Origin of the sequence: Frankia sp. QA3 (assembly GCF_000262465.1) — a bacterium.
GTDB lineage: Bacteria > Actinomycetota > Actinomycetes > Frankiales > Frankiaceae > Frankia.
Genome location: NZ_CM001489.1, coordinates 7,424,614 through 7,446,633, shown reverse-complemented (window position 1 = coordinate 7,446,633; position 22,020 = coordinate 7,424,614). Strand labels below are relative to the sequence as shown.

Sequence of the window (22,020 nt, the reverse complement as noted above, 5' to 3'; positions counted from 1 at the left end):
TCACTGGAGGAGGTAGATGGTCGCGAACAGGGCGATCCAGACGACGTCGACGAAGTGCCAGTAGTACGACACGACGATCGCCGATGTCGCCTTCTCCGGCGTGAAGCGCCCAAACGTCGACCGGCCCAGCACCATGACGAAGGCGACGAGACCACCGATGACGTGCAGCCCGTGGAACCCGGTGGTCAGGTAGTACACCGAGCCGTAGGCGTGCGACGCCATCGTGAACTCGTTCTCGCCGAAGTACTCGTTCGCCTGGCCGCCGACGAAGACAAGGCCCATGATCAGCGAGATCAGGTACCAACGCCGCAGCCCGAAGACGTCACCGCGCTCGGCGGCGAACACCCCGAGCTGGCAGGTGACGCTGGACAGCACCAGGATCACGGTGAAGAACAGCGCGTACCCGACGTGCAACTCCACGGGCCCGTGTTCGGAACCGACGGGATCGCCGGTCGTCGGCGGCCAGTTGCCGCTGTTGACCGAACGGATCGTGAAGTACATCGCGAACAGGGACGCGAAGAACATCAGCTCCGACGACAACCACACGACCGTGCCGACCGAGACCATCGAGGGACGGTTGGCCGTCGGGTGTGGTGGAGGAGCCTTCTCGAGGACGGGGGCTGAGGCCACGACGGTCATTCTGGCACGCGACGCTCCAGGCGCCACCGTAGGTTCGACGTTCGGTAGGACTACGACTCGTCGATGACCGGCCCGAGACGCCGTGCGGACCGCCCCACCCACCGCACAAATCCCTGCGTCGCAGCGGAAACCGCAGGTCCTCGGGGTGCAGCGACGGGAGTCGAAAAAACCATGGCGACCGGCGCGATCCCGGCGGATGTTGCGTGCCTCACCCGTCGAGCGTCCACCTCACGAGCCGGGTCGCCCGGCACGGTCCACTCGGGCCAGACGGCACGGCCCGAGTGGACGGCCGCACGGCAGGCGACCGCCCCCGCCGATCGAAACGGCAGGTCACGGGGCCCGCCAAGCGGCGCGCGCACCCGGGCGGGCACCGCCGGTGGGCAGGTCGGGAGGATCGAGGTGCGGGGCCGCGTTCGGAGGCGGCCCGCCGGGCGGAGAACGGGCAGCGAAGAGAGAACGGTCGGCGGGCCGATCGCGTGCCCGCCAGGATCGTGGTCGGACGGGAGCGAGATACGTGATGCGATGGCTTCGGCGGTCCGGTCGCGCCGCGGCGCCGGTCCTGGTCGACGACGGCTCCCTCGCCGTGCTCGCCTCGTCGTCCGACCCGGCCGCGGGCGAGGGCCCCGCGCTGGCCGCGCTGGCCGCCGCCGGCCATCCACCCGGCACACCCGTGCTGCTGCGGCACCTGTTCGCCCTTGCCGGGCCACCCGACGCGGCCGGCACGCCGGCACGCGACGTACCCACGGGCGCTTCCCCGCCTGCCCACCGGGACGAAACGGACACGGAAGCCCGTGGCAGGGCAAGCGAGGCGGCGCTGCGCGCCCTGGTCGAGCGGGACGGCTACGAGGTCCGCCGCCTCGGCCCGGAGCGGCTCGTCGCGACCCGCCAGACGGTGCCGACCGTGCTGGACGTGGCCCGGGAACGGGCCCGGATGACCGGTCTGGAGATGCGGTTCCCCGTGACCTACCTGGGATGGCAGGCGCTGGCGCCGCCCCCCGCCGGCCGAGCCGGCGACGCGCCGCCGAGAGATGACGGTCGGTAGACCGAACCGCCACCCCTCACCGACGGCTACGGCCGCCGCCGGGCACACGGCCGCGCTGGGACCGGCCGGGCGGCCCGGCCCCGGCCGCACGCCCAGGCGGAAGGCGTGCGGCAGGCCGGTCAGATCGAACGGACGGCCAGGTCAGGCGGACAAGGCGGCGAGTGCCCGCAGGCCCTCCGCCGGCAGGGCAATCCCGGTCTCGGAACCGGGATCCACCGCCAGCAGCAGGTCGTCGGACGGCCAGATCCGGCCCAGGGTCGCGATCTGGACCGTGCGGTAGCGGGCGACGTCGGGCAGAGCCTCCGTCAGGCGCTGCTCGGAGGTGAACGTCGGGACGAACTGGGTCCCGTCCTGACGCTCCGCAACGGGCAGTTGCAGGACCTCGCTCTCCTCGGACAGGTCGGTGACGTCGTTGCCGAGGTCGGGCAGCAGGACGTCCGCGAGGGCGAGGTCACCGAGCGCGGAACGCTCGTCCTCCCCCTCGGCCAGGCGGTGCAACGCGTCGAGCGCCGCCGCGCCCTGCTCGGACGGCCGGCCGCCGGCCGCCGGCGCTGCGCTGGAGTCCCTGGCGGGCCTGGCGTCGCGGGCGGTCGCGCCGGCATGCGCCGGGTTGCGGCCGGGGGCCCCGCGGGACGGGTCGGGAGCGCCTGAACCGGCGGACGCGAGGTCGGGACGTAGCTGGTCATCGGTCACGGGTGACTCCCTTGACGTGGATGAACGTGCTGACGTGGTGTGCCGTAAGCCGTGGTGTGCCGTAAGCCCTTCGCGTACCCGGTCGCGGGCGCTGGCGAACGGATGACCCGCGACAAATCTCGCCGGCCGCCCGGAGTGGCCCACCGACCTCATGCTTCCCCGACTATCCGTTCCCCGGATCGGTGGCCCGTATGAGGGACGGCCGCCTGTTTCAAGACGCGCACGGGCCGGGGCAGTCTGATCTCATGGGGGAGCAGAATCCTGATATGCCCGCTTCGGGGGGCCGGCTGGGTTGGGACTTCTTCGTGTCCTACACATCCGCTGATCAGGCCTGGGCGGAGTGGATCGCCTGGCAACTGGAGAACGCCGGCTACCGGGTGCTGATCCAGGCGTGGGACTTCGTCCCCGGCGCGCACTGGATGACCCGCATGGCCGAGGGGGTCCGCACCAGCCAACGGGTTCCGGCGGTGCTGTCCGAGGCCTCTCTGAGCTCGGTGTACGGCCACAAGGAGTGGGAGACCGCCTTCCAGCAGGACCCGGGCGGTCACCCCCAGACCCTGACCACTGCACACAACCTCGCCGTCGCCTTGAACGAGCTGGGCGACCATCAGGCGGCCCGCGACCTCGCCCAGGACACCCTCACCCGCCAACGCCAAACCCTCGGAAACGACCACTCTGCTGCCCAGGCAACCGGGCAGATGCTGAGTCGCATCGACCGACAGCGAGAGCGCGGTCGCCACCGGAGCAGGTGGCTCGGCAGGCAGCCCTGACCCGATGAAGGCCCTCCGTCCTGCAGAGGAGGCCGGCGGGGCGGGTCAGGGGCGCAGGGCGAGGTCGGCGATGAGGGCGCGGCGGGTGGCGCCGGTCAGCGGGGTGGAGTCGTTGTACTCGGGGTGGTCGACGACGAGTTCGGCGGGGACGTCCGGGTCGCGGAAGGCGTCGCGGAGCTCGTCGGTCAGCGCGAAGCGCACCATGTGCACCGAGACCGTCTCGGAGGGGACGTCCGGGTCCTCGTCGAGGCCGGGGATCTCCTCCCCCGCGATGCGGGTGCCGCCGATCTCCAGGGACAGGCTGTGCTGCAGGCCGGCGAGGCGGCTGAGCTCCTGGCGCACCGTCTCGAGCACGTTGAGCTCGATGAACACGGTGGCGGTCAGGACGTGACTGCCGGGCAGCAGGCGGGAGTATGCCTCGATCTCGTGGGCGACGTCGGCGGAGGCCGTCAGCCGCTCGGTGTAGACCATCTCCTGCACCTGGTAGCGCAGGGTCTGCTCGTTCTCGAACTCGGCGAGGACGATGTCGCCGACCCGGACGCGGCGCTCGGCACGCACCGGGATCATCTGGCGGCGCAGTTGCGGGCGGCTCTCCGCGTACGCCTGGTGGTCGGTGGTGATGTCGGCGACGGTCAGCGCCATGGCGCGGCCTCCTGTCCGGAAGCGAGGGTGGTGTTCGACGGCGATGCGGTGATGCGCGGTGATGCGCGCGGTGATGCGGTGGTGCCGGGCGCTGCGGCCGGTGGCGAGCACCGACAGTGGCCGGCTCCGACGGGATGATGCTCGGAGCCGGCCACCGGTGTGGTGCCAGGGGGCCGATCAGGCGTCGGCGGTCTCCTCGGCGTTGAGGGCGTCGAGGGCCTTCTTGAACCGGCCGGCGTGGGTCTTCTCGGCGCGGGCGAGGGTCGAGAACCAGTCCGCGATCTCCTCGAAGCCCTCCTCACGGGCGGTCTTCGCGAAGCCGGGGTACATGGCGGTGAACTCGTAGGTCTCGCCGGCCACGGCGCTGGCCAGGTTCTTGGCGGTGGTGCCCAGCGGCTCGCCGGTGGCCGGGTCGCCGACCTCGGCGAGGAAGTCCAGGTGCCCGAAGGCGTGCCCGGTCTCGCCCTCCGCGGTGTCGCGGAACAGCGAGGAGGCGTCGGTCAGGCCCTCGATGTCGGCCCGACGGGCGAAGTACAGGTAACGACGGTTGGCCTGGCTCTCGCCGGCGAACGCCTCCTTGAGGTTCTCGTGGGTCTTGGTGCCGTCAAGCTTCGGCATGAAGCGCTCCTTTGGCGTGGGTGTTCACTGTTGGCCGGTCCCGCCCGCGGTGCGGGCCGGATCGGAGCCGTTCGCCTGACAGTCCGGACACAGCCCCCGGAACTGCAGGTCGTATCCGGTGATGGCGAAGCCCGAGCGACGGGCGATCTCCGCCATCATTCCGTCCGGTACGGGGTGATCGATGTCGACCGCGCGGCCGCAGCCGTCACAGACCGCATGGTCGTGGCGGCGGGTGTTGGCGTCGTACCGGGCCGCCGCGCCGTCGCCCAGGTTGAGTTCCAACGCCCGACCGGTCGACACCAACAGCGCCAGGGTGCGGTACACCGTAGCGCTGCCGATCCGCGGGGAGGCGCGGCGTACCCGCTCGTACACCTCGGCCGCGGTGGGATGGTCGTCGGCGGCCCGCAGGACCTCCAGCACGGCCATCCGTTGAGGGGTCAGTCGAAGATCAGCCAGGTCGGTCATGGATCACGCCCGTCGGTCGCAGCGGAGCACCCCTCGCCGCCCTTCGTCCCGGGCGAACGCCCGGAGGAACCGCCGACGGATGGCTCCGCTGGTTGAGAACGACTCTCAGTATCACCGTTCTTCCCGCCGGCTGGCAACCACCCCGGCCCGGCGGCTCCCGCGCGGGCGGAGAGGGGATGACGCGGGCCCGTAAGCGGGTAATCTTCGGAGCGGATCGCGCCGGTCACCCGGTCGCTCCTGATCGCTCCCGGTCACCCGCCCCGCGGCGGGTCCGGTCGCGGGCGGAGCGGCGGTCCACCCCGGGCCGCCGGTCGGCGGTGGCCACCTGATGCGAAAGGCCGCGGACGCCATGAGCACCGTCCTCGTCTACGCCGACCGCGCCGACGTGCGCGCGCGAGTCATCACCGCGATCGGTCGACTGCCCGCCGCCGACCTCGGCCCGCTGGAGTTCGTCGAGGCCGCCGACGCCGCCGAGGCGATCGGCGTGGTCGACCACCACGAAGCGGATCTGTGCATCTTCGACGGGGAGGCCGCCCCCACCGGCGGCATGGGCCTGTGCCGCCAGCTGAAGAACGAGGTGGCCGACTGCCCGCCGACGATTCTGCTCGTCGCCCGGGCGGATGACCGGTGGCTGGCCACCTGGTCGCAGGCCGACGCCGTCGTCTCCCACCCGGTCGACCCCGGCCGGCTCACCGAGGCCGTCGTGACGCTGCTGCGCGCACGGGCCGGCGGCGCGGCGGCCCGGCGGCCGCTGACGGGCGCCCAGCTCGCCGGCTGACGCGGGTGACCATCGAGGCGACCGTGGCGCCCACCGAGGTGGCCACGGCGACGACGAGCTGGCCGGAGCTGATCGGCGCCCTGCTCGCCCGCGAGTCCCTGGACTCGGCGCGGACGGCCTGGGCCATGGACCAGATCATGGCCGGCGCCGCCTCCCCCGCCCAGATCGCGGGGTTCGCGGTGGCGCTGCGTGCCAAGGGCGAGACGGCGGCCGAGATCGGCGGGCTGATCGCGGCGATGCTCGCCCACGCCGCTGCGCTGCGCATCCCCGACGAGATCCGAGCACGCGCGGTGGACACCTGCGGGACGGGCGGCGACCGGTCCAACACGGTCAACCTGTCCACGATGGCCGCCTTCGTCGTGGCCGGCGCGGGCGTGCCTGTGATCAAGCACGGCAACCGGGCCGCGTCGTCGGCCTGCGGCTCGGCCGACCTGCTCGCCGAGCTCGGCGTCGTCGTCGACCTGTCCCCGGCCGGGGTCGAGGCGTGCCTGCGGGCGGCCGGCATCGCCTTCTGCTTCGCCCGGATCTTCCACCCGGCGATGCGGCACGTCGGCGGCCCGCGCGCCGAGATCGGCGTCCCGACGGCGTTCAACATCCTCGGCCCGCTGACCAACCCGGCCGCCCCGGGCGCGCAGGCCATCGGGGTCGCCGACGCCCGCCTCGCGCCGGTCGTCGCGCAGGTCCTCGCCGACCGCGGCACCCGGGCGCTGGTCTTTCGCGGCGACGACGGTCTCGACGAGCTCACCCCGACGACCACCTCCACCGTCTGGGTGATCCCCGGCGACCCGGCCGGTGCCGCCGACACCCGGCTCACCCTCGCGACCGCGACCGCCACCGCCACCGCCGGGGCGGCCGCCGCCGGGAGGAGCGGGGCCCCGGCTCCGCCGCCGCGCCGTGATCGGTTCGACCCGCGCGATGTCGGCATCCACGTGCCGGACGTCGCCGCCCTGCGCGGCGCCGATGCCCCCCACAACGCCGCCGTCGCCCGCGCGCTGCTCGCCGGCGAGCCGGGTCCGGTCCGCGACGCGGTGCTGCTCGCCGCCGCCGCCTCGCTGGTCGCGGCCGCGGGCCCGACCGAGGCGCCCGTCACCGAGCAGATCGCCGGGGCGCTGCCCCGGGCCGCGCACGCCATCGACTCCGGCGCCGCCGCCGCAGTCCTGGACCGCTGGGTAGGCGCCAGCCAGGCCGCCGCCGCAGCCGCCGATACCACCGCCCGCTGAGCGCCTGGCCGGTCGACCCGACCCCTTCCCTGTGGGAGGCGGCCTTGGGCGGTGCTGGCGACAGGGGGGGAAGATCGCGTGTTCGACGACGCGAAGGCTGACTCGTAGCCGCCGGTCAGGGGTCAGCGTGGCGAGCGCGCAACCGCACCACACGTCCAGCACCAGCACCAGCACCAGCACCAGCGATCATGGTGTTCCGCGGAACCGGGGTGCGCGTCCGGGCGGATCCCCGGCCCGCGTCGATCCCGACCCAGACCTGACCCACCCATGCCGCCGTGGAGCCCGGCGCCCCCGCGAGGGCGGGAGAAGCAGCGAGACCCACGGCGGGGGCGCACACGCGAATGGGGCCGGCCGATGCCGAAGCATCTGCCGGCCCCATCCACGCCCTCGTGTCAGAGGCCGCGGCCGGGTTCTGCCCCGGGCCGCGGGCACGCGTCTCAGTCCTCGGGCACCGGGGGGTGCCAGAAGTTCTCGAACACGAGGCAGGTCGTGAACACCACGACCATCGCCAGGCCGAGGACGAGCAGCCAGATCCCGAAGACGAGGCCCATGGCGGCCGTCACCGAGCTCGCCCCGATGAAGAACGGGTAGTAGCTGCCCGGCGTGAAGTGCCCGAGCTCGCCGGCGCCGTCCGCCACCTCGGCGTCCGGCAGGTCCTGCGGCCGCATGCCGATCCGGCGCCCGGTGAAGATCAGGTAGCCGCCGACCAGCAGGCCCAACCCGGTGGTGAGGGTGAGCGCCGCGGTGCCGGTCGGGTCCTTCGCCCAGAACCAGTAGACCAGCGCCGCAGCCCCGGCGAAGACGCCGAAGAAGCTGAAGATGATGCCTTCCACCTTCATACGATCACCGTCCCCTAACCGATCTCGGGTGTCGCGTGATAATCGACCCGGCCGATCGTGGCCGGGAAGTGCAGGTCGAACGCGGGCCGCTCGGAGCGAATCCGCGGCAGCGTCCGGAAGTTGTGCCGTGGCGGCGGGCAGGACGTCGCCCACTCCAGGGAGTTGCCATAACCCCACGGGTCGTCGACGACGGCGAGCTGGCCCCTGCGGTACGAGTGCCACATGTTGTAGATGAACGGCAGCGTCGACAGCGCCAGCAGGAACGAACCGGCGGTCGACACGGTGTTCAGGGTGGTGAAGCCGTCCGTCGGGCTGTAGTCGGCATACCGGCGGGGCATGCCCCGCAGGCCCAGCCAGTGCTGCACCAGGAACGTGGCGTGGAAGCCGAGGAACACCGTCCAGAAGTGGATCTTACCCAGGCGGTCGTTCATCATCCGGCCGGTGACCTTCGGGAACCAGAAGTAGGTGCCGGCGTAGGCGGCGAACACGACGGTTCCGAAGATCACGTAGTGGAAGTGGGCGACGACGAAGTAGCTGTCACTGACGTGGAAGTCGATCGGCGGGCTGGCCAGCAGCACCCCGGTCAACCCGCCGAACAGGAAGGTCACCAGGAAGCCGATGCTGAACAGCATCGGCGTCTCGAAGGTGAGCTGCCCGCGCCACATCGTGCCGATCCAGTTGAAGAACTTGATGCCGGTCGGCACCGCGATCAGGAACGACAGGAAGGCGAAGAACGGCAGCAGCACGGCGCCGGTGACGTACATGTGGTGCGCCCACACCGCGATCGACAGGGCGCCGATGCCGATGGTGGCGTAGACGAGGCCCTTGTAGCCGAACAGCGGTTTGCGGGAGAACACCGGCAGGATCTCGCTGATGATCCCGAAGAACGGCAGGGCGAGGATGTAGACCTCGGGATGGCCGAAGAACCAGAACAGGTGCTGCCAGAGCAGCGCGCCGCCGTTCGCGGCGTCGAACACGTGCGCACCGAACCGGCGGTCGGCCTCCAGCGCCAGCAGCGCCGCGGCGAGCACCGGGAAGGCGACCAGCACGAGGATCGAGGTGACGAGGAAGTTCCAGCAGAAGATCGGCAGCCGGAACATCGTCATGCCGGGCGCGCGCAGCGTCAGGATCGTGGTGATCATGTTGACGGCGCCGAGGATGGTGCCGAGACCGGACACCGTCAGGCCGACGATCCACAGGTCGGAGCCCGCCCCGGGCGAGTAGACCTCGTTGTTCAGCGGCGAGTAGGCGAACCAGCCGAACGACGCCGCGCCGTTCGGGGTGAGGAAACCGGCCACCACCGTGAGGCTGCCGAACAGGAAGAACCAGTACGACAGCGCGTTGAGCCGCGGGAACGCGACGTCCGGCGAGCCGATCTGCAGCGGCACCAGGAAGTTCGCGTAGGCGAACGCGATCGGCGTCGCGAACATCAGCAGCATCAGCGTGCCGTGCATCGTGAACAGCTGGTTGTACTGCTCGTTGGAGAAGTCCTGCAGACCCGGCCGGGCGAGCTCGGCTCGCATCATGACCGCCAGGATGCCGGCGAACAGGAAGAACGCGAACGAGGTCACGAAGTACATGACCGCGATGTCCTTGTGGGACGTCGTGCGCAGGTAGCCGAGCAGGTTCGTCCGCTTGGGTAGGTGGGGTTGCTCGGGCTCGGCGTGGCCGACGCCCGACTCTTGCACGAGGGTCACTGTCCGCTCCCGGTGGTGGCGGTGGTTGCGGCGGCGGCGGTCGTCGTGCCGGCCGACGTCGACGGCACGGGGGCGTTCTGCCGCTCCGTGATGAACCTGTCGTACTCGTCCTGCGGCACGACCTTCACGTAGAAGTTCATCCGGTCGTGGTCGGTCCCGCAGAGCTCGGCGCAGCGACCGATGAAGGTACCGGTCTTGGTCACGGTGAGCTCGAACTGGTTGATCCGACCGGGCACGACGTCCCGCTTGAACAGGAACTCGGGCACCCAGAAGGAGTGGATGACGTCCGGCGAGGTCTCCACGAACCGGATGGAGCGGTTCTGCGGCAGGACCAGCACCGCGGGCTCACCGGGCCGGCCGGTGACCTCGATCTGGTTCGGCCCCTTGTGACCGGCGCCGGGGTCGATGTACTTGAACTGCCAGTTCCACCGGAAGCCGATGACGTCCACCGTGACGTCCGGGTTGGCCGAGAGCTTCGTGACCTTCGACTCGTCGCGCGCGGTGTAGTAGAACATCCCGGCCACGATCACGACGGGTACGACGGTGTACAGGATCTCGACGGGCAGGTTGTACCGGACCTGCCGCGGGAGCACGTCGCTGCGCTTACGGAAGGCGACGACCGCGTAGAGGATCATGCCCCAGACGATCACGCCGACAATCAGCGCCGCGATCGCCGAGCCCTGCCAGATGTTGAGCAGCCGCGGAGTGTGGTTGGTCACACCATCCGGATAGCCGAAGTTGGGTTTTTCGCAGGCGGTCGCCGCGATCCCCACGACGGCGAGAGCGCCGACCAGGCGCAAGGGTCGGCGAACCGGCCGCGCCCGTCGCCTCCCATGGGCGCCGACCGTGCCAACCGCCTCGACCGCGTCGTCCGCGACCCCGCCCGCAACGCCGGAGTCAGCCGGCGTCGTCGGCGTCTCCTCGACATCCGCGACCGACGGCCGGGTCCGACCGAAGGATCTCCTCACCAGGTCCTGCCTCCCACGACTAGCGGCCCGCGTCGACGGGGCGGAGGCTGTCCGCCGCCATCCGCGAAGCCCCAGAAACGCCATGTCACCCCGGTCGATCCCTCCGGACGACATGCTGTCTTCGACACGCTGTAGATGGTGCGGCAGCAGCGTATCTCAGCGGCCCGGCAGCTTCTCGTCACAGGCCCCATCAAGGGCCTGTGACGCACGCCCCCCAAGGCTCGTCACGGCGTAGCGTCGCACCCGTGTCGGCCTATCTCGACCACGCGTCGACCACGCCCCTGCACCCCGCGGCACGGGAGGCGCTGGGGGTGGCGCTTCAGGACGGCTGGGCGGACCCGGCGCGGCTCTACCGCGAGGGCCGCCGCGCCCGGATGCTGCTGGACGCGGCCCGCGAGACCGTCGCGGGCGTTCTCGGCGCCCGGCCCGACGAGGTCAGCTTCGCGGCGAGCGGGACCGCAGCGGCCACGCTCGCCCTGCTGGGCACGGCGTCCGCCCGCCGCCGCGCCGGCAATGTGATCATGGTGAGCGCGGTCGAGCACTCCAGCGTGCTGCACGCGGCGCAGCACCACGAACAGGCCGGCGGGCGGGTCGTGGAGGTGGGGGTCGACCGCTTCGGGCGGGTCGATCCGGCCGCGTTCGCGCCGGTTCCCGGCGCCGCCGTGGCCAGCCTTCAGCACGCCAACCACGAGGTCGGCACCGTCCAGCCGGTCGCCGAGGTCGCCGAGCGGCTGCACGCCGCGGGCGTCCCGCTGCACACCGATGCGGCCGTGACGGTCGGCCGGGTGCCCGTCGACCTGGGCGTGCTCGGCGCGGACCTGCTGACCGCGAGCGCCCACAAGTTCGGCGGCCCGGCCGGGGTCGGCATCCTCGTGGTGCGCACGGGGACCCGCTGGCGCAGCCCCGGGCCGGCCGACGAGCGCGAGGGCGGGCGGGTCGCCGGCTACCCGGACGTCCCGGCGATCGTGGCCGCCGCCGCCGCGCTGGCCGCCCGCACGGCGGAGATCGCGGCGGAGGGCCCGCGGCTGGCCGGCTACGTCGGTGACCTGCGGCGCCGGCTACCCGAGCTCGTCGACGGGGTGGAGCTGCTCGGCGACCCGGACCAGGCCCCGACCGTGCCGCACATCACCGCGTTCTCCTGCCTCTACGTCGAGGGTGAGGCGCTGCTGACCGAGCTGGACCGGGCCGGCATCGCGGTCAGCTCCGGGTCCAGCTGCACCTCCGACACCCTCGCCCCGAGCCACGTTCTGGTCGCGATGGGCGCGCTGACCCACGGGAACCTGCGGGTGTCGTTCGGCCGCGACTCCACCCAGGCCGACCTCGACGCCCTCCTCGACGTCCTGCCGGGCGCCGTGCGGGCCGTGCGGGCGCGGCTGGGGGCGGACGAGCTGTGACCGGACGGCCCAGCCCGGCGCGACGTGCGGCCGGCCGGCCCGGGACGGCGGCCCCGGGGGCCGGGCGACCAACGGCACCCGGATCCGCCGACGCCCGGCCCGGCACCGAACGGCCCGTGACCTGCCGGCTCACGGCCGGCCAAGGCGCGGCGCGAGCAGTGGAACCAGGCCGACGATGACCAGGCCGACGATGACCAGGCCGACGATGATCATGGGCAGCCACGCCCGATGTCGGAGGGGCGGGGAGGTGAGCCGACGATGACCACCGACGGGCCGTCGGGCGCCGAAACGGGGCCCGATCGGGGAATCGTCGCGCCGGCGGGCACGCTGGATTCACGCGGCCGGCGCTGCCCGCTGCCGATCATCGACCTCGCCCGTGCGTTCGGCTCGGTGGTGCCCGGCGACACCATCACCCTCTGGGCGGACGATCCGGCGGCCGGCCCGGACGTGGCGGCCTGGTGCCGGCTGCGGGGTCAGGAACTGGTGGCGGTGCGCGCGCTGCCGGCCGGCGGCGAGGAGTTCGTCATCCGGCGCCTCGCCTGAGCGCAGCCCTGTCCCGGCGCCCGGCCGCGGCCGCCGGTTCAGGCCGTTCAGGCGGTGGGCAGGTGCTCGGCGATCTGGGCGGCCGCGTCGGCGCCATAGGCCTCGGTGATCCGCTTGAGCGCGTCGGACGGCTCGGCCGTGTACTCCTGCGGGCCGAGGGTCTCCAGCACCAGGGTGGCGAGCAGGCAGCCGACCTGGGCGGAGCGTTCGAGCGGCAGCTCCCAGGACAGCCCGGCGAAGAAGCCGGCACGGAATGCGTCGCCGACGCCCGTCGGGTCCGGGGTGGCCCGGGCGGGCACCACGGGGACGCGGATCGGGTCGCTCTCCGGCGCCTCGATCACGACGCCGTCCTTGCCGTGGGTGGTGACCCGCACGCCGACCTTCGCCAGGATCTCCGCGTCACTCCAGCCGGACTTGCTGGCCAGCAGCGCCTTCTCGTACTCGTTGCAGAACAGGTAGGCCGCGCCGTCGACGAGCTCACGGATCTGCGGGCCCTGCAGCAGCGCCAGCTGCTGGGACGGGTCGGCGGCGAAGGCGTAGCCGGCCTCGCGGCACTCCTGGCTGTGCCGCACCATCGCACCGGGGTCGTTCGGGCTGATGATCACGATGTCCAGGCCGCCGAAGCGGTCGGCGATCGGCCCGAGCTCGATCTCGGCGGCCTCGCTCATCGCCCCCGGGTAGAAGGAGGCGATCTGGTTGAGGTCCTCGTCGGTGGTGCAGACGAAACGGGCCGTGTGCGCGATCTCACTGACCCGCACGGAGGTGGTGTCCACCCCGTGCCGGTCGAGCCAGGAGCGGTAGTCGGCGAAATCCTCCCCGACGGCACCGACGAGGATCGGGCGCAGGCCGAGCCGGCCGAGGCCGAACGCGATGTTGGCCGCCACCCCCCCGCGGCGGATCACGAGCTCGTCGACGAGGAAGGACAGCGACACGCTCTGGAGCTGATCGGCGAGCAGCTGCTCGGCGAACCGCCCCGGGAAACGCATGAGGTGGTCGGTGGCAATGGAACCCGTCACGGCGATACGCACGATCGTGGAGCCTACCGGCACCTGTGGCGGCCCGGAACAGCCCCCGCCGTTCCCGTGACCGAGCCGCGGGCAGCCGCCGGCCGCGGACAGAAAGGCGAAGAAGCCCGGCCCGACCGTGGCAGGTCGGACCGGGCTTCTTCGGAGGATCTATCCGCCGGCGTCACCACGACGCCGGCCACCGTTTCCAGGCCGCTGGTGAGAGGAATGCACCAGGGCTGGCGAGCGGCCGCGGGCCGGGTCGGCCCCTCGGTCGATCAGTGGAACGAGTCGCCGCAGGCGCAGGAACCCTGTGCGTTCGGGTTGTCGATGGTGAAGCCCTGCTTCTCGATGGTGTCGACGAAGTCGATCGTCGCGCCGCCGAGGTACGGGGAGCTCATCCGGTCGAGGACGACCTTGACACCGGAGAAGTCCAGGACGGTGTCGCCGTCGAGGGACCGCTCGTCGAAGAAGAGCTGGTAGCGCATGCCCGAGCAGCCCCCGGGCTGCACCGCGATGCGCAGCTTGAGGTCATCCCGGCCCTCCTGCTCCAGCAGGGTCTTGACCTTGCCGGCGGCCGTGTCGGTGAGGATGACGGTCGAGGACTGCGTCGCGGTCTCCGTCGTGTCCTGAACGGTCATAAGGACTACTCCTGCCCTTGCTGGACGTGCCTGAGGTGCCAGGCATCACTGGTTCCGGTCGGGTACTGCGCTTCCGGTCGGTTGCATCCGGTCGGGTACTGCCCGCGGCGGGCCGAGTCGCCTCGGCGACGCCCCGGGCACGGCACAGCGTCTGCGCCGACGTTCATGCCCAACACCATGGGACGGGATCCGCTTCCCATCGTAGCGACGGCATCGGGACCGGGCCATGGCGCCGACTGCCGGGCCACGAGACGCCGGTCACCTCCGTTCACGTTCGTGACCGCGTTCACGTTGGTGACCGGAACCGGAGCGGCAACCCGGACAAGCCGGCGCTCGACCACCGGAGCTCCGCATACGATGGCTGCGGGGAGTTAGAGTCTCATCGACCATTCGCGGACGGCCCCGGCGGGATCGCCGGTCGGTCGGCGCGGACGACCAGGCGGCCAGGCTGCGGGCCGGTCGACCAGAGGAGCGCCATGACGATCAATCCGACCCTCGGGCGGGATCCGGCCCTCGCGCAGGTGGGCGTCACCCCGTCCCCCCTGGCCCTGCTGCTGCTCGGCCGCGGGTCGGACCCGGCGAGCGAGCGTGGCGTCGACTGCCCCGGGGAGCTGCCGCCGGCCGCGGACCCCTCCCTCGCGGCCCGCGCCGCCGCCGCGAAGAACGCGCTCGGTGACCGGGTTTTCATCCTGGGGCATCACTACCAGCGCGACGAGGTCATCGCCTTCGCCGACGTAACCGGCGACTCGTTCAAGCTCGCCCAGCAGGCCGCGGCCCGCCCGCAGGCCGAGGCGATCGTCTTCTGCGGCGTGCACTTCATGGCCGAGAGCGCCGACATCCTCACCGGCGCGCACCAGCGGGTCATCCTGCCCGACCTCGCCGCCGGCTGCTCGATGGCCGACATGGCCACCGCCGAGCAGGTCGAGCAGGCCTGGGACGACCTGCTCGACGCCGGCGTCGCCGCGGACACCGTCCCGGTCAGCTACATGAACTCCTCGGCCGCCATCAAGGCCTTCACCGGCCGGCACGGCGGCACGATCTGCACCTCCTCGAACGCCCGGCGGGCGCTGGAGTGGGCGTTCGGCGAGCGCGGCGGCGCCCGCGTGCTGTTCCTGCCCGACCAGCACCTCGGGCGCAACACCGCCGTCGGCGAGCTGGGGATGACCGAGGCGGACTGCGTCGTCTACGACCCGCACCGGCCCGGCGGCGGGCTGACCCACCGCCAGCTGCGCGAGGCGAAGATGATCCTCTGGCGCGGGCACTGCTCGGTGCACGGGCGCTTCACCCGCGACAGCGTCGACGAGGTGCGCGCCCGCATCCCCGGGGTCACCGTCCTGGCGCACCCGGAGTGCCGCCGGGAGGTCGTCACCGCGGCGGACCTGGTCGGCTCCACCGAATACATCATCTCCGTCGTCGACGCCGCCCCGGCCGGCTCGGCGTTCGCCGTCGGCACCGAGCTGAACCTCGTGCAGCGGCTGGCGAAGCGGCACCCCGACAAGACCATCGTCTTCCTGGACCGTACGGTGTGTTTCTGCTCCACCATGAACCGGATCGACATGCCGCACCTCGTCTGGGCGCTGGAGTCACTCGTCCGCGGCGAGACGGTCAACCAGATCGCCGTCGACCCGGACGTGGCCACCTTTGCCCGGAAGGCACTCGATCAGATGTTGGCACTGCCCTGATGGCCCTGCTGAAGCGGCGTGGCTCCGCCGACTCCGAACCGCTCGCCGAGCAGGTCGAACCGGTCGAGCCGGACTCGTCGGCCGACCCGCGGCGCACCGCGGCGAAGGGGCGGCCCACGCCGAAGCGCTCGGACGCCCGGGCCGCCCGTGGCAAGACCGCCGCACCGACGGGCAAGGGAGCGAGCCGCCAGGACGCCAAGACCGCCCGGCGCCGGCAGAGCCAGGAGTACCGGGCGGCGATGATGTCCGGGGACGTCAGCCGGCTGCCGCCGCGCGAGCGGGCCCCGGAGCGGGTGCTGGCCCGCGACCTCGTCGACACCCGGATCAGCGTCGGCCCGTACTTCCTGCTGGCCGCCGTCGTCTACTTCGTCGGCGGGCTGATCCCGAACGGCGTCGTGCGGCTCGCCGCGACCCTGCTGATGCTGGTCGGCATCATCGCGGTCGTCGTCGACTCGATCGTGCTCTCCTGGCAGGTGAGCCGCAAGGTCGCCGAACGCTACCCGGACTCGCGGGTGCGGGTGCGCGCCTACGCCGCGCAGCGGGCCCTGCTGCCGCGCCGCTGGCGCCTGCCCCGCCCGCGGGTGTCCCGGGGCGACCCGCGGCCCTAGCCCCGCCGTAGGTCGCCGGACCCCCTCCCAGGTGGGTGGGCCCCGTCGTAGGTTTGTGACGTGAAGCATCGACGCCTGGGGCGCAGCGGCCTGTCCGTCAGCGAGATCTCCTACGGAAACTGGATCACCCATGGTGACCAGATCGAGGCGGACGCGGCGACGGCCTGCGTGCGCGCCGCCCTCGACGAGGGCATCACGACCTTCGACACCGCGGACGTGTACGCGGGCACCCGCGCCGAGAGCGTGCTGGGCGACGCCCTGCACGGCGTCCGCCGGGAGTCCTACGAGCTGTTCACCAAGGTCTACTGGCCGACCGGCCCCGGCGAGAACGACAAGGGCCTCGGCCGCAAGCACATCATCGAGTCCGCCCACGCCTCGCTGCGCCGGCTGCGCACCGACCACCTCGACCTCTACCAGGCGCACCGCTACGACCCGACGGTGCCCCTGGAGGAGACGCTGCGGGCCTTCGACGACCTGGTCCGCGCCGGCAAGGTGCTCTACGTCGGTGTCTCCGAGTGGTCCGCCGAGCAGATCACCGACGCCGTGCGGATCGCCGGCGAGCTGGGCCTGGACCGGATCATCTCCAACCAGCCGCAGTACTCGATGCTGTGGCGCACCATCGAGGCCGAGGTCGTGCCCGCCAGCGAGCAGGCCGGCATCTCCCAGATCGTCTGGTCGCCGATCGCACAGGGCGTGCTGACCGGCAAGTACCTGCCCGGCCAGCCGCCGCCGAGCGGCAGCCGCGCCACCGGCGGGCCCGGCGCGACGTTCATCGCCCGGCTGCTCAACGACGACGTCCTGACCGCGGTGCAACAGCTGCGCCCGATCGCCGCGGACGCCGGCCTGAGCCTGGCCCAGCTCGCCGTCGCCTGGGTGCTCCAGAACGACAACGTCGCCTCGGCGATCATCGGCGCCTCCCGGCCGGAGCAGGTGCGGGAGAACGTCAGGGCGGCCGGGGTGACCCTCGACCCGGCGCTGCTCAAGCGGATCGACGACGTGCTCGCCGACGTCATCACCCGCGGCTGAGCCGGCATCCGGGATCGACGCCCTGACCGGCCGGCCGGCCGACCGGGCGGCCCGCAACGCCCCCGGACGCGAGGGCCGACCAGGCGGACGCGGGATCAGGCGCCGTCGACGGGTCGGCGAAACGCTGCGGTCAGCGCGGCCCAGGTCCGATCCAGGTCGGAGCCCGGCAGGTACCGGCCGTCGAGTTCGAGGATGACCGTGCCGTGCGCCGCCGCCCACAGCGCCTGCGCGAGGTAGGGCTCCCCCGTGGCCCGGTAGAACGGCTCGCCCGCCCAGTCCTCCACCCCCGCGGTGAGCTGGTCGCGGCGCAGCGGGCCGGAGGTGACCAGCCGGTAGAGATTCGGATGCGCGCGGGCGTGCGCGCGGTAGGCGGCCAGCAGGTCGCCGAGCACGCTCGCGGCGTCGGCGCGGTCGACGACGCCGTGCAGCAGGTCGCCGATCTCGACCAGCGCGGCGTCGACCAGCCTGGCCTCGAGCTGGGTCTTGCCGGCGAGGTGCTTGTACAGCGAGGGCGCGCGGATGCCCAGCAGCTCGCCGAGCCGGCGCATCGTCAGCGCCGCCGGCCCCTCCTTCTCCAGCACCTCCCGCGCGACCGCGACGATCTCGCCGACCCGCGGCGAGGGCGGGGCCAGCTCGGGCCGGGGCGCGACGGGCGCCAGCGGCAGGCCACCCGGGCCCTGCGGTGTCCCCATCCGTCCCCTCTCGCACGGCGCCGGGCGGCGAGGCGGCAGATCACCTCGCGGTCAGCGTGAAGACCGGATGGCGGTGCGCGATCCGGCGGATCTCCTCGTCGGCGGAGTCGGGCCCGATCCCGTCGAAGAAGGCGCCGACCTCGGCCTTCCATCGCTTCAGGTAGGCCCGCAGCACGGCGACGCTGTCCGCCGGGTCCAGCTCGTCGGCGTGGTAGAGCGTACGCGAGCGCCCCCGTAGCAGATACAGCTCGCCGCCCGCGGCGCGGACGTTGCGGACCCACTGGCCGTGGCCGCGGGCGGAGACCAGGTACTGCCGCCCCTCGTGGGTGAGCAGGTTCACCGGGGTCCGCCGCGGCTGGCCACTGGCCCGACCGCGCACCTCCAGCACCCGGCTGCCCAGCACGCTCACACCGGCCCGGGTCACCAGCGCCACAAGGCGGTTGGCCACGTTGCGGGTGAACCAGCCGGGCGCGCGGTAGTGCGCGCCGGTGGGACGGGACGACGCCTGGTCACGCTGCTCTGTCATGTGTCTGCACCTCCGGGACGACGGGTCGGCTAACACCGTTAGCCACCGTGTCAGCTAACAACGTTAGCCTGAGGATGTCAACAGAGGCGACCACGTCCACGTCCACGTCCGAGGGTCTGGGCCAGGGGCGAGGTCCGGCCGATGAGGTCTGCTCGGGCATCGCCGAGGAGCAGGTGGCGGACGTCGCCCGTGAAGGAAGCCCATGCCTGCGGGTCGAGTGGTGGTGCGCCGGTCTGGCCGGGGCGCTGCTCGGCGACCCGCGCCCACACGTCGCCCTGCTCATTGAAGTCCAGGCCTGCGGTTCGCATGAGCACGCTGCACAGCACGAGTGACTGTTCCCGCCGGTCGGCGGGGCCGCGGCAGAGGAGGGGGAGCAGGTGGCGGCTGCCGTGACGGCGACCGCGCCTCCTTCAACCCGACTTCGGCGCAACAGCCTGGCGCGACCGCTGCGCCCAGCACCGCGCCCGCCGACTGGCCTCACCCCGCCACACCCGCTTCGCCGGTAATCTCCCCGCACCACTCGACGCCTACCTGCACGACCGCGCCGAACGCATCCTCCGCCGCGGCAACATCGACGAACCCGTCACCTGGGAACCACCCTTCGACTGGATCACCGGCGTCGCCTGGCCGGGCGTCGACCCCACTCGCGTGCACCGCCGGGAACTCTGGGCCCACCAACCCCGTCCCACCCCACCGAACCACCCCCCACCGTCCAGCCCGCACCGTCCAGCCCCGACCATCGCGGAGCCCCGCCGACCATCCGGACGCGCGATCCTCGCCGCGGTCGATCCCGCCTGGCCAGGCGAGCAGTACGACGTCAAACGACGGCGGTTCGCCGACATCGCCGCCGAGCTCGGCGTCCACGGCACCGACGTCAGCGCCCGAGCCCGCGCCCTCGGCATCCCCACCCGCCGCGGCACCGCAGCCCACACCCACCCCCCTGACCCCGCAGGGAGGACCCGATGCGTTCACCCCGCACGGCGAACACTTCGCCCGCGAAGCCCGACTCGTTCTCAACCTCCTCGATGAATCCCACCCGCCGACCACGTTCAGTAGCCGACGAGAGGCATCGATCCACACGGGACTCCGACGGATCTGGCCGATAAACTCGCGCGCACGGTCGCCCGCCGAGGTCGGCCCGCCGAGCCGGAAGATTTACCAAAGAAATCATTTTTCTTCTGCGATTCGCCAGTCGAAAAAACATTCGATGTGCTGCGCGATGCAGATTCCAGCTTCGCGGGATGATTAGCGCAGCGGGCGGAAAAAGGTGCGCACGTCCTCCCGGAGAGGCCGAAACCCGGAATGTGCGGGAGCACGAGGTGAAAGGCATCGGCGGGGTCTCCGCCGTGGGCGTGTGGATCGGTCAGGGGCCCGATGACGTCAAGGAACTCCACGACTGATCCGGGCCAGCCGTGAGTCATGATCAGGGGCAGCGCATGCCGTTCGGGCGAGCGGACATGCAGGAAGTGCACGCTGGCTCCCCCGAAGAGGGTCGTGAACTGGGCGAACCTGTTGAGTTCGGCCTCACACGCACGCCAGTCACAACCGGTGCGCCAGTAATCGGTCAGCGCTTGCAGGCGGTCGAGCGGGATGCCGTAGGTCCACGTTCCTCCCGCGGCATCGTCCGGCCACCGGGTACGGGCGAGGCGCTCGCGCAGGTCGTTCAGCTGCGCCTGGGGCACCTCCAGCCGAAACGGATGAATCGCCGCGGCCGCGGCGGTGGTAGGCGTGGCCCGCGTCATGCGTCGTCATCCTCAGGCGTCCCGGCGAGCGTGCGGGCCTCGGCGGCGACGCCCTGGGTGAGGTTCTTGTCGCCGGTGCCGTCATGGTCGCGCACCTGCGCCTCGATCCAGCGGTTGTGCACCTCCCAGGCAGTCTGCTTGCTCGTACCCAGCGCCCGCCCGATCTGGGACCAGGAAGCCCCAGCCGCACGAGCGGTGCGCACGGCAAGCTGCCGGCCGTAGCCAGCCTTGCGGGCGATGACCTCGCCCAGAGCCAGCAACTCCAACGCCTCGTCCCTACTGAGCGGCTGCGCGTCGCCCACGTCGGAGTCCAGCGCGTTCGGATCGGCCAGCGAGTCACGCGTGCGCAACTGCTCATAACGGGCGACCGCGGTCCGCAACGTCACCTGCATTTCGACGGCATCAGGAGTGATCACTCGCCCACCCTGTCGTCAGATCGGCCTGACGTCAAGTCGATCTGACGATGCCGGCTGCCCACGTCGAACCCGCGAGCCGTCCCGCACGAGGGGCCCCAACCCCGCCTTTCGATCTCACCCGGCGACGACGTTCGGTGGCCGACGAGGGGCGCTGATCCACACGAGACTGCACGTCGCCTGCTCCTCTCTCCCGATCGAACAGCGGATAGACGAGCAGGCGGACTCGTAGTTGAGCACTACATGAGCAGCGGGCTACGAGCTATTTGAGCAGTCACGCGCAGTGGCGGATTTTGTAGGTCCACCGACCCCATGGGCGAGACGGATCAGCCGATGTTCTTCAGCGCCTCGCGGCGGGACAGGGGCGACAGGGCATGGCCGCGAGCGCTGACGAAGCGGCGGACCTCCGTCGGGTCCGTCCAGGCGTACTGGCGCAGCGCCCAGCCGATCGCCTTGCGGATGAAGAAGTCCCGGTCGTCGAGGTTGGCGTCGATGCAGGCGTACAGCAGTTCGAGGTCGGTCGCCGTCTTGAACGACAGCTGGGAGATGATCGACGTGCGGCGCCGCCACAGGTCGCCGTCGCGGCTCCAACGCAGCATCACGGGACGGATCGCGGCGGGGTCGACGGCGAGCAGCGGTCCGATCCGGCGGGCGGCGATCTCATCCACGTAGTCCCACCAGGCACCGGTGGTGATCATCTCTTCGTACATGTCCAGCGTCTCCGCCCGCTGGTAGGCACGATAGGCGCGATGGCCGGTCAGGTCGATCGCGGCGTACCGCTCCTCCCGGTATGCCGCGTCCCGCCACATCGCGAGGACGGTCACCGTCCAGCTGGCCAAGTCCGGCAACGTCCGCGCGGCGAAGACGGGACGCAGCACCCGTTCCCGCGTAGGCTTCGGCACGCCGCGATAGGGCATGTCCGACTTCATGTACGCCTGCATGCCCGGCGCCTTCGCCGGGTCGGCGGCGCTGGCGAGCGCTGCCCGCACCGCCGCCACCAGACCACTATCGACCGCGCCGTTGACCGCGCCGTTGACCGCTCCGTCAAGCTCCCTCGCCATGGCTTGACATGCTGCCCTCCACGACCGGCAAGCCGCTCGCGTGGGCTCGGGGATGGGGCTGCGGCAGGCTCGTTCAAGGCCGAGCAGCCCGTGCCGACCACAGTCGGTAACGGCCAGCCAGCGAAGCCCGACGCGGGCACGTCACCGCTGCTCAACTATCGCGCCGGACGCCACGCCAAAAAATGCTCAACTACCCCTCACGCCCGCGGGCTGAATGCTCAGCTATCCGCGCGCCCTACACGGGGTTGTAGGGATCGGATCTGGTTGGCAAGTCCGGGTGTCGAGGTGGTACCGGCCGCCAGGTGGTCCTGGTGCTG

25 protein-coding genes and 1 pseudogene are annotated in these 22,020 nt (G+C 71.8%); 9 read left to right on the top strand and 17 right to left on the bottom strand.

Annotation, left to right across the window (positions count from 1 at the left end):
• Window positions 1-639, bottom strand: coding sequence for a heme-copper oxidase subunit III (locus FRAQA3DRAFT_RS30460; RefSeq protein WP_009742903.1), 639 nt, complete (start codon window positions 637-639; stop codon window positions 1-3).
• Window positions 640-1,156: 517 nt separating this feature from the next.
• Between FRAQA3DRAFT_RS30460 and FRAQA3DRAFT_RS30455 the strand changes: the two genes are divergently transcribed.
• Window positions 1,157-1,681, top strand: a complete 525-nt coding sequence (locus FRAQA3DRAFT_RS30455; protein ID WP_009742902.1) for a hypothetical protein — start codon at window positions 1,157-1,159, stop codon at window positions 1,679-1,681.
• 141 nt (window positions 1,682-1,822) lie between these two features.
• Here the strand turns inward: FRAQA3DRAFT_RS30455 and FRAQA3DRAFT_RS33920 are convergent, their stop codons facing one another.
• Window positions 1,823-2,374, bottom strand: a complete 552-nt coding sequence (locus FRAQA3DRAFT_RS33920; RefSeq protein ID WP_009742901.1) for an SseB family protein — start codon at window positions 2,372-2,374, stop codon at window positions 1,823-1,825.
• Window positions 2,375-2,640: 266 nt separating this feature from the next.
• On the opposite strand from FRAQA3DRAFT_RS33920, the gene FRAQA3DRAFT_RS31955 reads away from it, so the two are divergent.
• Entirely contained in the window at window positions 2,641-3,144 is a 504-nt protein-coding gene (locus FRAQA3DRAFT_RS31955) for a toll/interleukin-1 receptor domain-containing protein (RefSeq protein ID WP_083873796.1), read from the top strand.
• A 45-nt stretch (window positions 3,145-3,189) separates the two neighbouring features.
• Here the strand turns inward: FRAQA3DRAFT_RS31955 and FRAQA3DRAFT_RS30440 are convergent, their stop codons facing one another.
• The 3 genes from FRAQA3DRAFT_RS30440 to FRAQA3DRAFT_RS30430 all read right to left on the bottom strand — a co-directional run bounded on the left by FRAQA3DRAFT_RS30440 (window position 3,190) and on the right by FRAQA3DRAFT_RS30430 (window position 4,869).
• The gene (locus FRAQA3DRAFT_RS30440) at window positions 3,190-3,786 is read right to left on the bottom strand and encodes a DUF3501 family protein (protein ID WP_009742899.1); all 597 of its coding nucleotides are present in this window, start codon (window positions 3,784-3,786) and stop codon (window positions 3,190-3,192) included.
• Between the two features lie 177 nt (window positions 3,787-3,963).
• Window positions 3,964-4,404 (bottom strand): rubrerythrin family protein, encoded by a 441-nt coding sequence (locus tag FRAQA3DRAFT_RS30435; protein ID WP_009742898.1) that lies wholly within the window; start codon window positions 4,402-4,404, stop codon window positions 3,964-3,966.
• Between the two features lie 24 nt (window positions 4,405-4,428).
• On the bottom strand, window positions 4,429-4,869 hold the full coding sequence (locus FRAQA3DRAFT_RS30430) for a transcriptional repressor (RefSeq protein WP_009742897.1): 441 nt from the start codon (window positions 4,867-4,869) through the stop codon (window positions 4,429-4,431).
• Between the two features lie 349 nt (window positions 4,870-5,218).
• Here FRAQA3DRAFT_RS30430 and FRAQA3DRAFT_RS30425 point away from each other — a divergent pair, with 349 nt between their 5' ends.
• Both FRAQA3DRAFT_RS30425 and trpD read left to right on the top strand, forming a co-directional pair.
• Window positions 5,219-5,647 carry a response regulator gene (locus tag FRAQA3DRAFT_RS30425; RefSeq protein ID WP_035921755.1) on the top strand — a complete coding sequence of 143 codons (429 nt, stop codon included), beginning with the start codon at window positions 5,219-5,221 and terminating at the stop codon, window positions 5,645-5,647.
• A gap of 5 nt (window positions 5,648-5,652) precedes the next feature.
• Window positions 5,653-6,867, top strand: coding sequence for an anthranilate phosphoribosyltransferase (trpD, locus tag FRAQA3DRAFT_RS30420; RefSeq protein WP_232291828.1), 1,215 nt, complete (start codon window positions 5,653-5,655; stop codon window positions 6,865-6,867).
• Window positions 6,868-7,304: 437 nt separating this feature from the next.
• Here the strand turns inward: trpD and FRAQA3DRAFT_RS30415 are convergent, their stop codons facing one another.
• The 3 genes from FRAQA3DRAFT_RS30415 to coxB are packed head-to-tail and all read right to left on the bottom strand — an operon-like array spanning window position 7,305 to window position 10,371.
• Window positions 7,305-7,706, bottom strand: coding sequence for a cytochrome c oxidase subunit 4 (locus tag FRAQA3DRAFT_RS30415; protein WP_009742894.1), 402 nt, complete (start codon window positions 7,704-7,706; stop codon window positions 7,305-7,307).
• Between the two features lie 14 nt (window positions 7,707-7,720).
• Window positions 7,721-9,403: a cytochrome c oxidase subunit I gene (gene ctaD, locus FRAQA3DRAFT_RS30410; protein ID WP_009742893.1), complete on the bottom strand. Its 1,683-nt coding sequence runs from the start codon at window positions 9,401-9,403 to the stop codon at window positions 7,721-7,723.
• Entirely contained in the window at window positions 9,400-10,371 is a 972-nt protein-coding gene (gene coxB / locus FRAQA3DRAFT_RS30405; RefSeq protein WP_009742892.1) for a cytochrome c oxidase subunit II, read from the bottom strand. Before coxB ends, ctaD begins: the two co-directional genes overlap by 4 nt.
• A 245-nt stretch (window positions 10,372-10,616) precedes the next feature.
• Here coxB and FRAQA3DRAFT_RS30400 point away from each other — a divergent pair, with 245 nt between their 5' ends.
• Both FRAQA3DRAFT_RS30400 and FRAQA3DRAFT_RS30395 read left to right on the top strand, forming a co-directional pair.
• Window positions 10,617-11,765, top strand: a complete 1,149-nt coding sequence (locus tag FRAQA3DRAFT_RS30400; protein ID WP_009742891.1) for a cysteine desulfurase family protein — start codon at window positions 10,617-10,619, stop codon at window positions 11,763-11,765.
• 258 nt (window positions 11,766-12,023) lie between these two features.
• Entirely contained in the window at window positions 12,024-12,308 is a 285-nt protein-coding gene (locus FRAQA3DRAFT_RS30395; protein WP_009742890.1) for a sulfurtransferase TusA family protein, read from the top strand.
• Window positions 12,309-12,355: 47 nt separating this feature from the next.
• Here the strand turns inward: FRAQA3DRAFT_RS30395 and FRAQA3DRAFT_RS30390 are convergent, their stop codons facing one another.
• Together FRAQA3DRAFT_RS30390 and erpA are read right to left on the bottom strand one after the other, a co-directional pair.
• Window positions 12,356-13,336, bottom strand: coding sequence for a carbohydrate kinase family protein (locus FRAQA3DRAFT_RS30390; RefSeq protein WP_009742889.1), 981 nt, complete (start codon window positions 13,334-13,336; stop codon window positions 12,356-12,358).
• A gap of 254 nt (window positions 13,337-13,590) precedes the next feature.
• Complete coding sequence (gene erpA / locus FRAQA3DRAFT_RS30385; RefSeq protein ID WP_009742888.1) at window positions 13,591-13,953, bottom strand: iron-sulfur cluster insertion protein ErpA; 363 nt, start codon at window positions 13,951-13,953, stop codon at window positions 13,591-13,593.
• A gap of 476 nt (window positions 13,954-14,429) precedes the next feature.
• Between erpA and nadA the strand changes: the two genes are divergently transcribed.
• Genes nadA through FRAQA3DRAFT_RS30370 form a run of 3 tightly spaced genes read left to right on the top strand, consistent with a single transcriptional unit; the run spans window position 14,430 to window position 17,269 of the window.
• Window positions 14,430-15,635 carry a quinolinate synthase NadA gene (gene nadA / locus FRAQA3DRAFT_RS30380; protein ID WP_009742887.1) on the top strand — a complete coding sequence of 402 codons (1,206 nt, stop codon included), beginning with the start codon at window positions 14,430-14,432 and terminating at the stop codon, window positions 15,633-15,635.
• Window positions 15,635-16,243 carry a DUF3043 domain-containing protein gene (locus tag FRAQA3DRAFT_RS30375; RefSeq protein WP_009742886.1) on the top strand — a complete coding sequence of 203 codons (609 nt, stop codon included), beginning with the start codon at window positions 15,635-15,637 and terminating at the stop codon, window positions 16,241-16,243. Before nadA ends, FRAQA3DRAFT_RS30375 begins: the two co-directional genes overlap by 1 nt.
• 60 nt (window positions 16,244-16,303) lie before the next feature.
• A complete protein-coding gene (locus FRAQA3DRAFT_RS30370) occupies window positions 16,304-17,269 on the top strand; it encodes an aldo/keto reductase family protein (RefSeq protein WP_009742885.1) in 966 nt (321 codons plus the stop codon).
• A 95-nt stretch (window positions 17,270-17,364) separates the two neighbouring features.
• Here FRAQA3DRAFT_RS30370 and FRAQA3DRAFT_RS30365 read toward each other — a convergent pair whose 3' ends face one another.
• The 7 genes and pseudogenes from FRAQA3DRAFT_RS30365 to FRAQA3DRAFT_RS30340 form a co-directional block, all read right to left on the bottom strand.
• Entirely contained in the window at window positions 17,365-17,961 is a 597-nt protein-coding gene (locus tag FRAQA3DRAFT_RS30365) for a TetR/AcrR family transcriptional regulator (protein ID WP_009742884.1), read from the bottom strand.
• A 40-nt stretch (window positions 17,962-18,001) separates the two neighbouring features.
• Entirely contained in the window at window positions 18,002-18,487 is a 486-nt protein-coding gene (locus FRAQA3DRAFT_RS30360) for a nitroreductase family deazaflavin-dependent oxidoreductase (RefSeq protein WP_009742883.1), read from the bottom strand.
• A gap of 134 nt (window positions 18,488-18,621) precedes the next feature.
• Window positions 18,622-18,873, bottom strand: a pseudogene (locus tag FRAQA3DRAFT_RS37900) (bacteriocin biosynthesis protein); the annotation flags it as partial.
• A 91-nt stretch (window positions 18,874-18,964) separates the two neighbouring features.
• Window positions 18,965-19,351: a hypothetical protein gene (locus FRAQA3DRAFT_RS30350; protein WP_035921749.1), complete on the bottom strand. Its 387-nt coding sequence runs from the start codon at window positions 19,349-19,351 to the stop codon at window positions 18,965-18,967.
• 185 nt (window positions 19,352-19,536) lie between these two features.
• Window positions 19,537-20,229, bottom strand: a complete 693-nt coding sequence (locus FRAQA3DRAFT_RS33915) for an epoxide hydrolase family protein (protein ID WP_009742882.1) — start codon at window positions 20,227-20,229, stop codon at window positions 19,537-19,539.
• Complete coding sequence (locus FRAQA3DRAFT_RS30345; RefSeq protein WP_009742881.1) at window positions 20,226-20,645, bottom strand: helix-turn-helix domain-containing protein; 420 nt, start codon at window positions 20,643-20,645, stop codon at window positions 20,226-20,228. Before FRAQA3DRAFT_RS30345 ends, FRAQA3DRAFT_RS33915 begins: the two co-directional genes overlap by 4 nt.
• 323 nt (window positions 20,646-20,968) lie before the next feature.
• Window positions 20,969-21,703 (bottom strand): DNA alkylation repair protein, encoded by a 735-nt coding sequence (locus tag FRAQA3DRAFT_RS30340; RefSeq protein WP_009742880.1) that lies wholly within the window; start codon window positions 21,701-21,703, stop codon window positions 20,969-20,971.
• Between the last annotated feature and the right edge of the window lie 317 nt (window positions 21,704-22,020).

What these genes read in the sequence shown, in the direction of transcription:
- FRAQA3DRAFT_RS30435 (WP_009742898.1), bottom strand. Translation starts at nt 4,404, where the DNA reads ATGCCGAAGCTTGACGGCACCAAGACCCACGAGAACCTCAAGGAGGCG.
- FRAQA3DRAFT_RS31955 (WP_083873796.1), top strand. Translation starts at nt 2,641, where the DNA reads ATGCCCGCTTCGGGGGGCCGGCTGGGTTGGGACTTCTTCGTGTCCTAC.
- FRAQA3DRAFT_RS30430 (WP_009742897.1), bottom strand. Translation starts at nt 4,869, where the DNA reads ATGACCGACCTGGCTGATCTTCGACTGACCCCTCAACGGATGGCCGTG.
- FRAQA3DRAFT_RS30440 (WP_009742899.1), bottom strand. Translation starts at nt 3,786, where the DNA reads ATGGCGCTGACCGTCGCCGACATCACCACCGACCACCAGGCGTACGCG.
- FRAQA3DRAFT_RS30395 (WP_009742890.1), top strand. Translation starts at nt 12,024, where the DNA reads ATGACCACCGACGGGCCGTCGGGCGCCGAAACGGGGCCCGATCGGGGA.
- erpA (WP_009742888.1), bottom strand. Translation starts at nt 13,953, where the DNA reads ATGACCGTTCAGGACACGACGGAGACCGCGACGCAGTCCTCGACCGTC.
- FRAQA3DRAFT_RS30375 (WP_009742886.1), top strand. Translation starts at nt 15,635, where the DNA reads ATGGCCCTGCTGAAGCGGCGTGGCTCCGCCGACTCCGAACCGCTCGCC.
- FRAQA3DRAFT_RS30365 (WP_009742884.1), bottom strand. Translation starts at nt 17,961, where the DNA reads ATGGGGACACCGCAGGGCCCGGGTGGCCTGCCGCTGGCGCCCGTCGCG.
- FRAQA3DRAFT_RS30360 (WP_009742883.1), bottom strand. Translation starts at nt 18,487, where the DNA reads ATGACAGAGCAGCGTGACCAGGCGTCGTCCCGTCCCACCGGCGCGCAC.
- FRAQA3DRAFT_RS30460 (WP_009742903.1), bottom strand. Translation starts at nt 639, where the DNA reads ATGACCGTCGTGGCCTCAGCCCCCGTCCTCGAGAAGGCTCCTCCACCA.
- nadA (WP_009742887.1), top strand. Translation starts at nt 14,430, where the DNA reads ATGACGATCAATCCGACCCTCGGGCGGGATCCGGCCCTCGCGCAGGTG.
- FRAQA3DRAFT_RS30455 (WP_009742902.1), top strand. Translation starts at nt 1,157, where the DNA reads ATGCGATGGCTTCGGCGGTCCGGTCGCGCCGCGGCGCCGGTCCTGGTC.
- FRAQA3DRAFT_RS30415 (WP_009742894.1), bottom strand. Translation starts at nt 7,706, where the DNA reads ATGAAGGTGGAAGGCATCATCTTCAGCTTCTTCGGCGTCTTCGCCGGG.
- FRAQA3DRAFT_RS33915 (WP_009742882.1), bottom strand. Translation starts at nt 20,229, where the DNA reads ATGACGCGGGCCACGCCTACCACCGCCGCGGCCGCGGCGATTCATCCG.
- FRAQA3DRAFT_RS30425 (WP_035921755.1), top strand. Translation starts at nt 5,219, where the DNA reads ATGAGCACCGTCCTCGTCTACGCCGACCGCGCCGACGTGCGCGCGCGA.
- FRAQA3DRAFT_RS30340 (WP_009742880.1), bottom strand. Translation starts at nt 21,703, where the DNA reads ATGGCGAGGGAGCTTGACGGAGCGGTCAACGGCGCGGTCAACGGCGCG.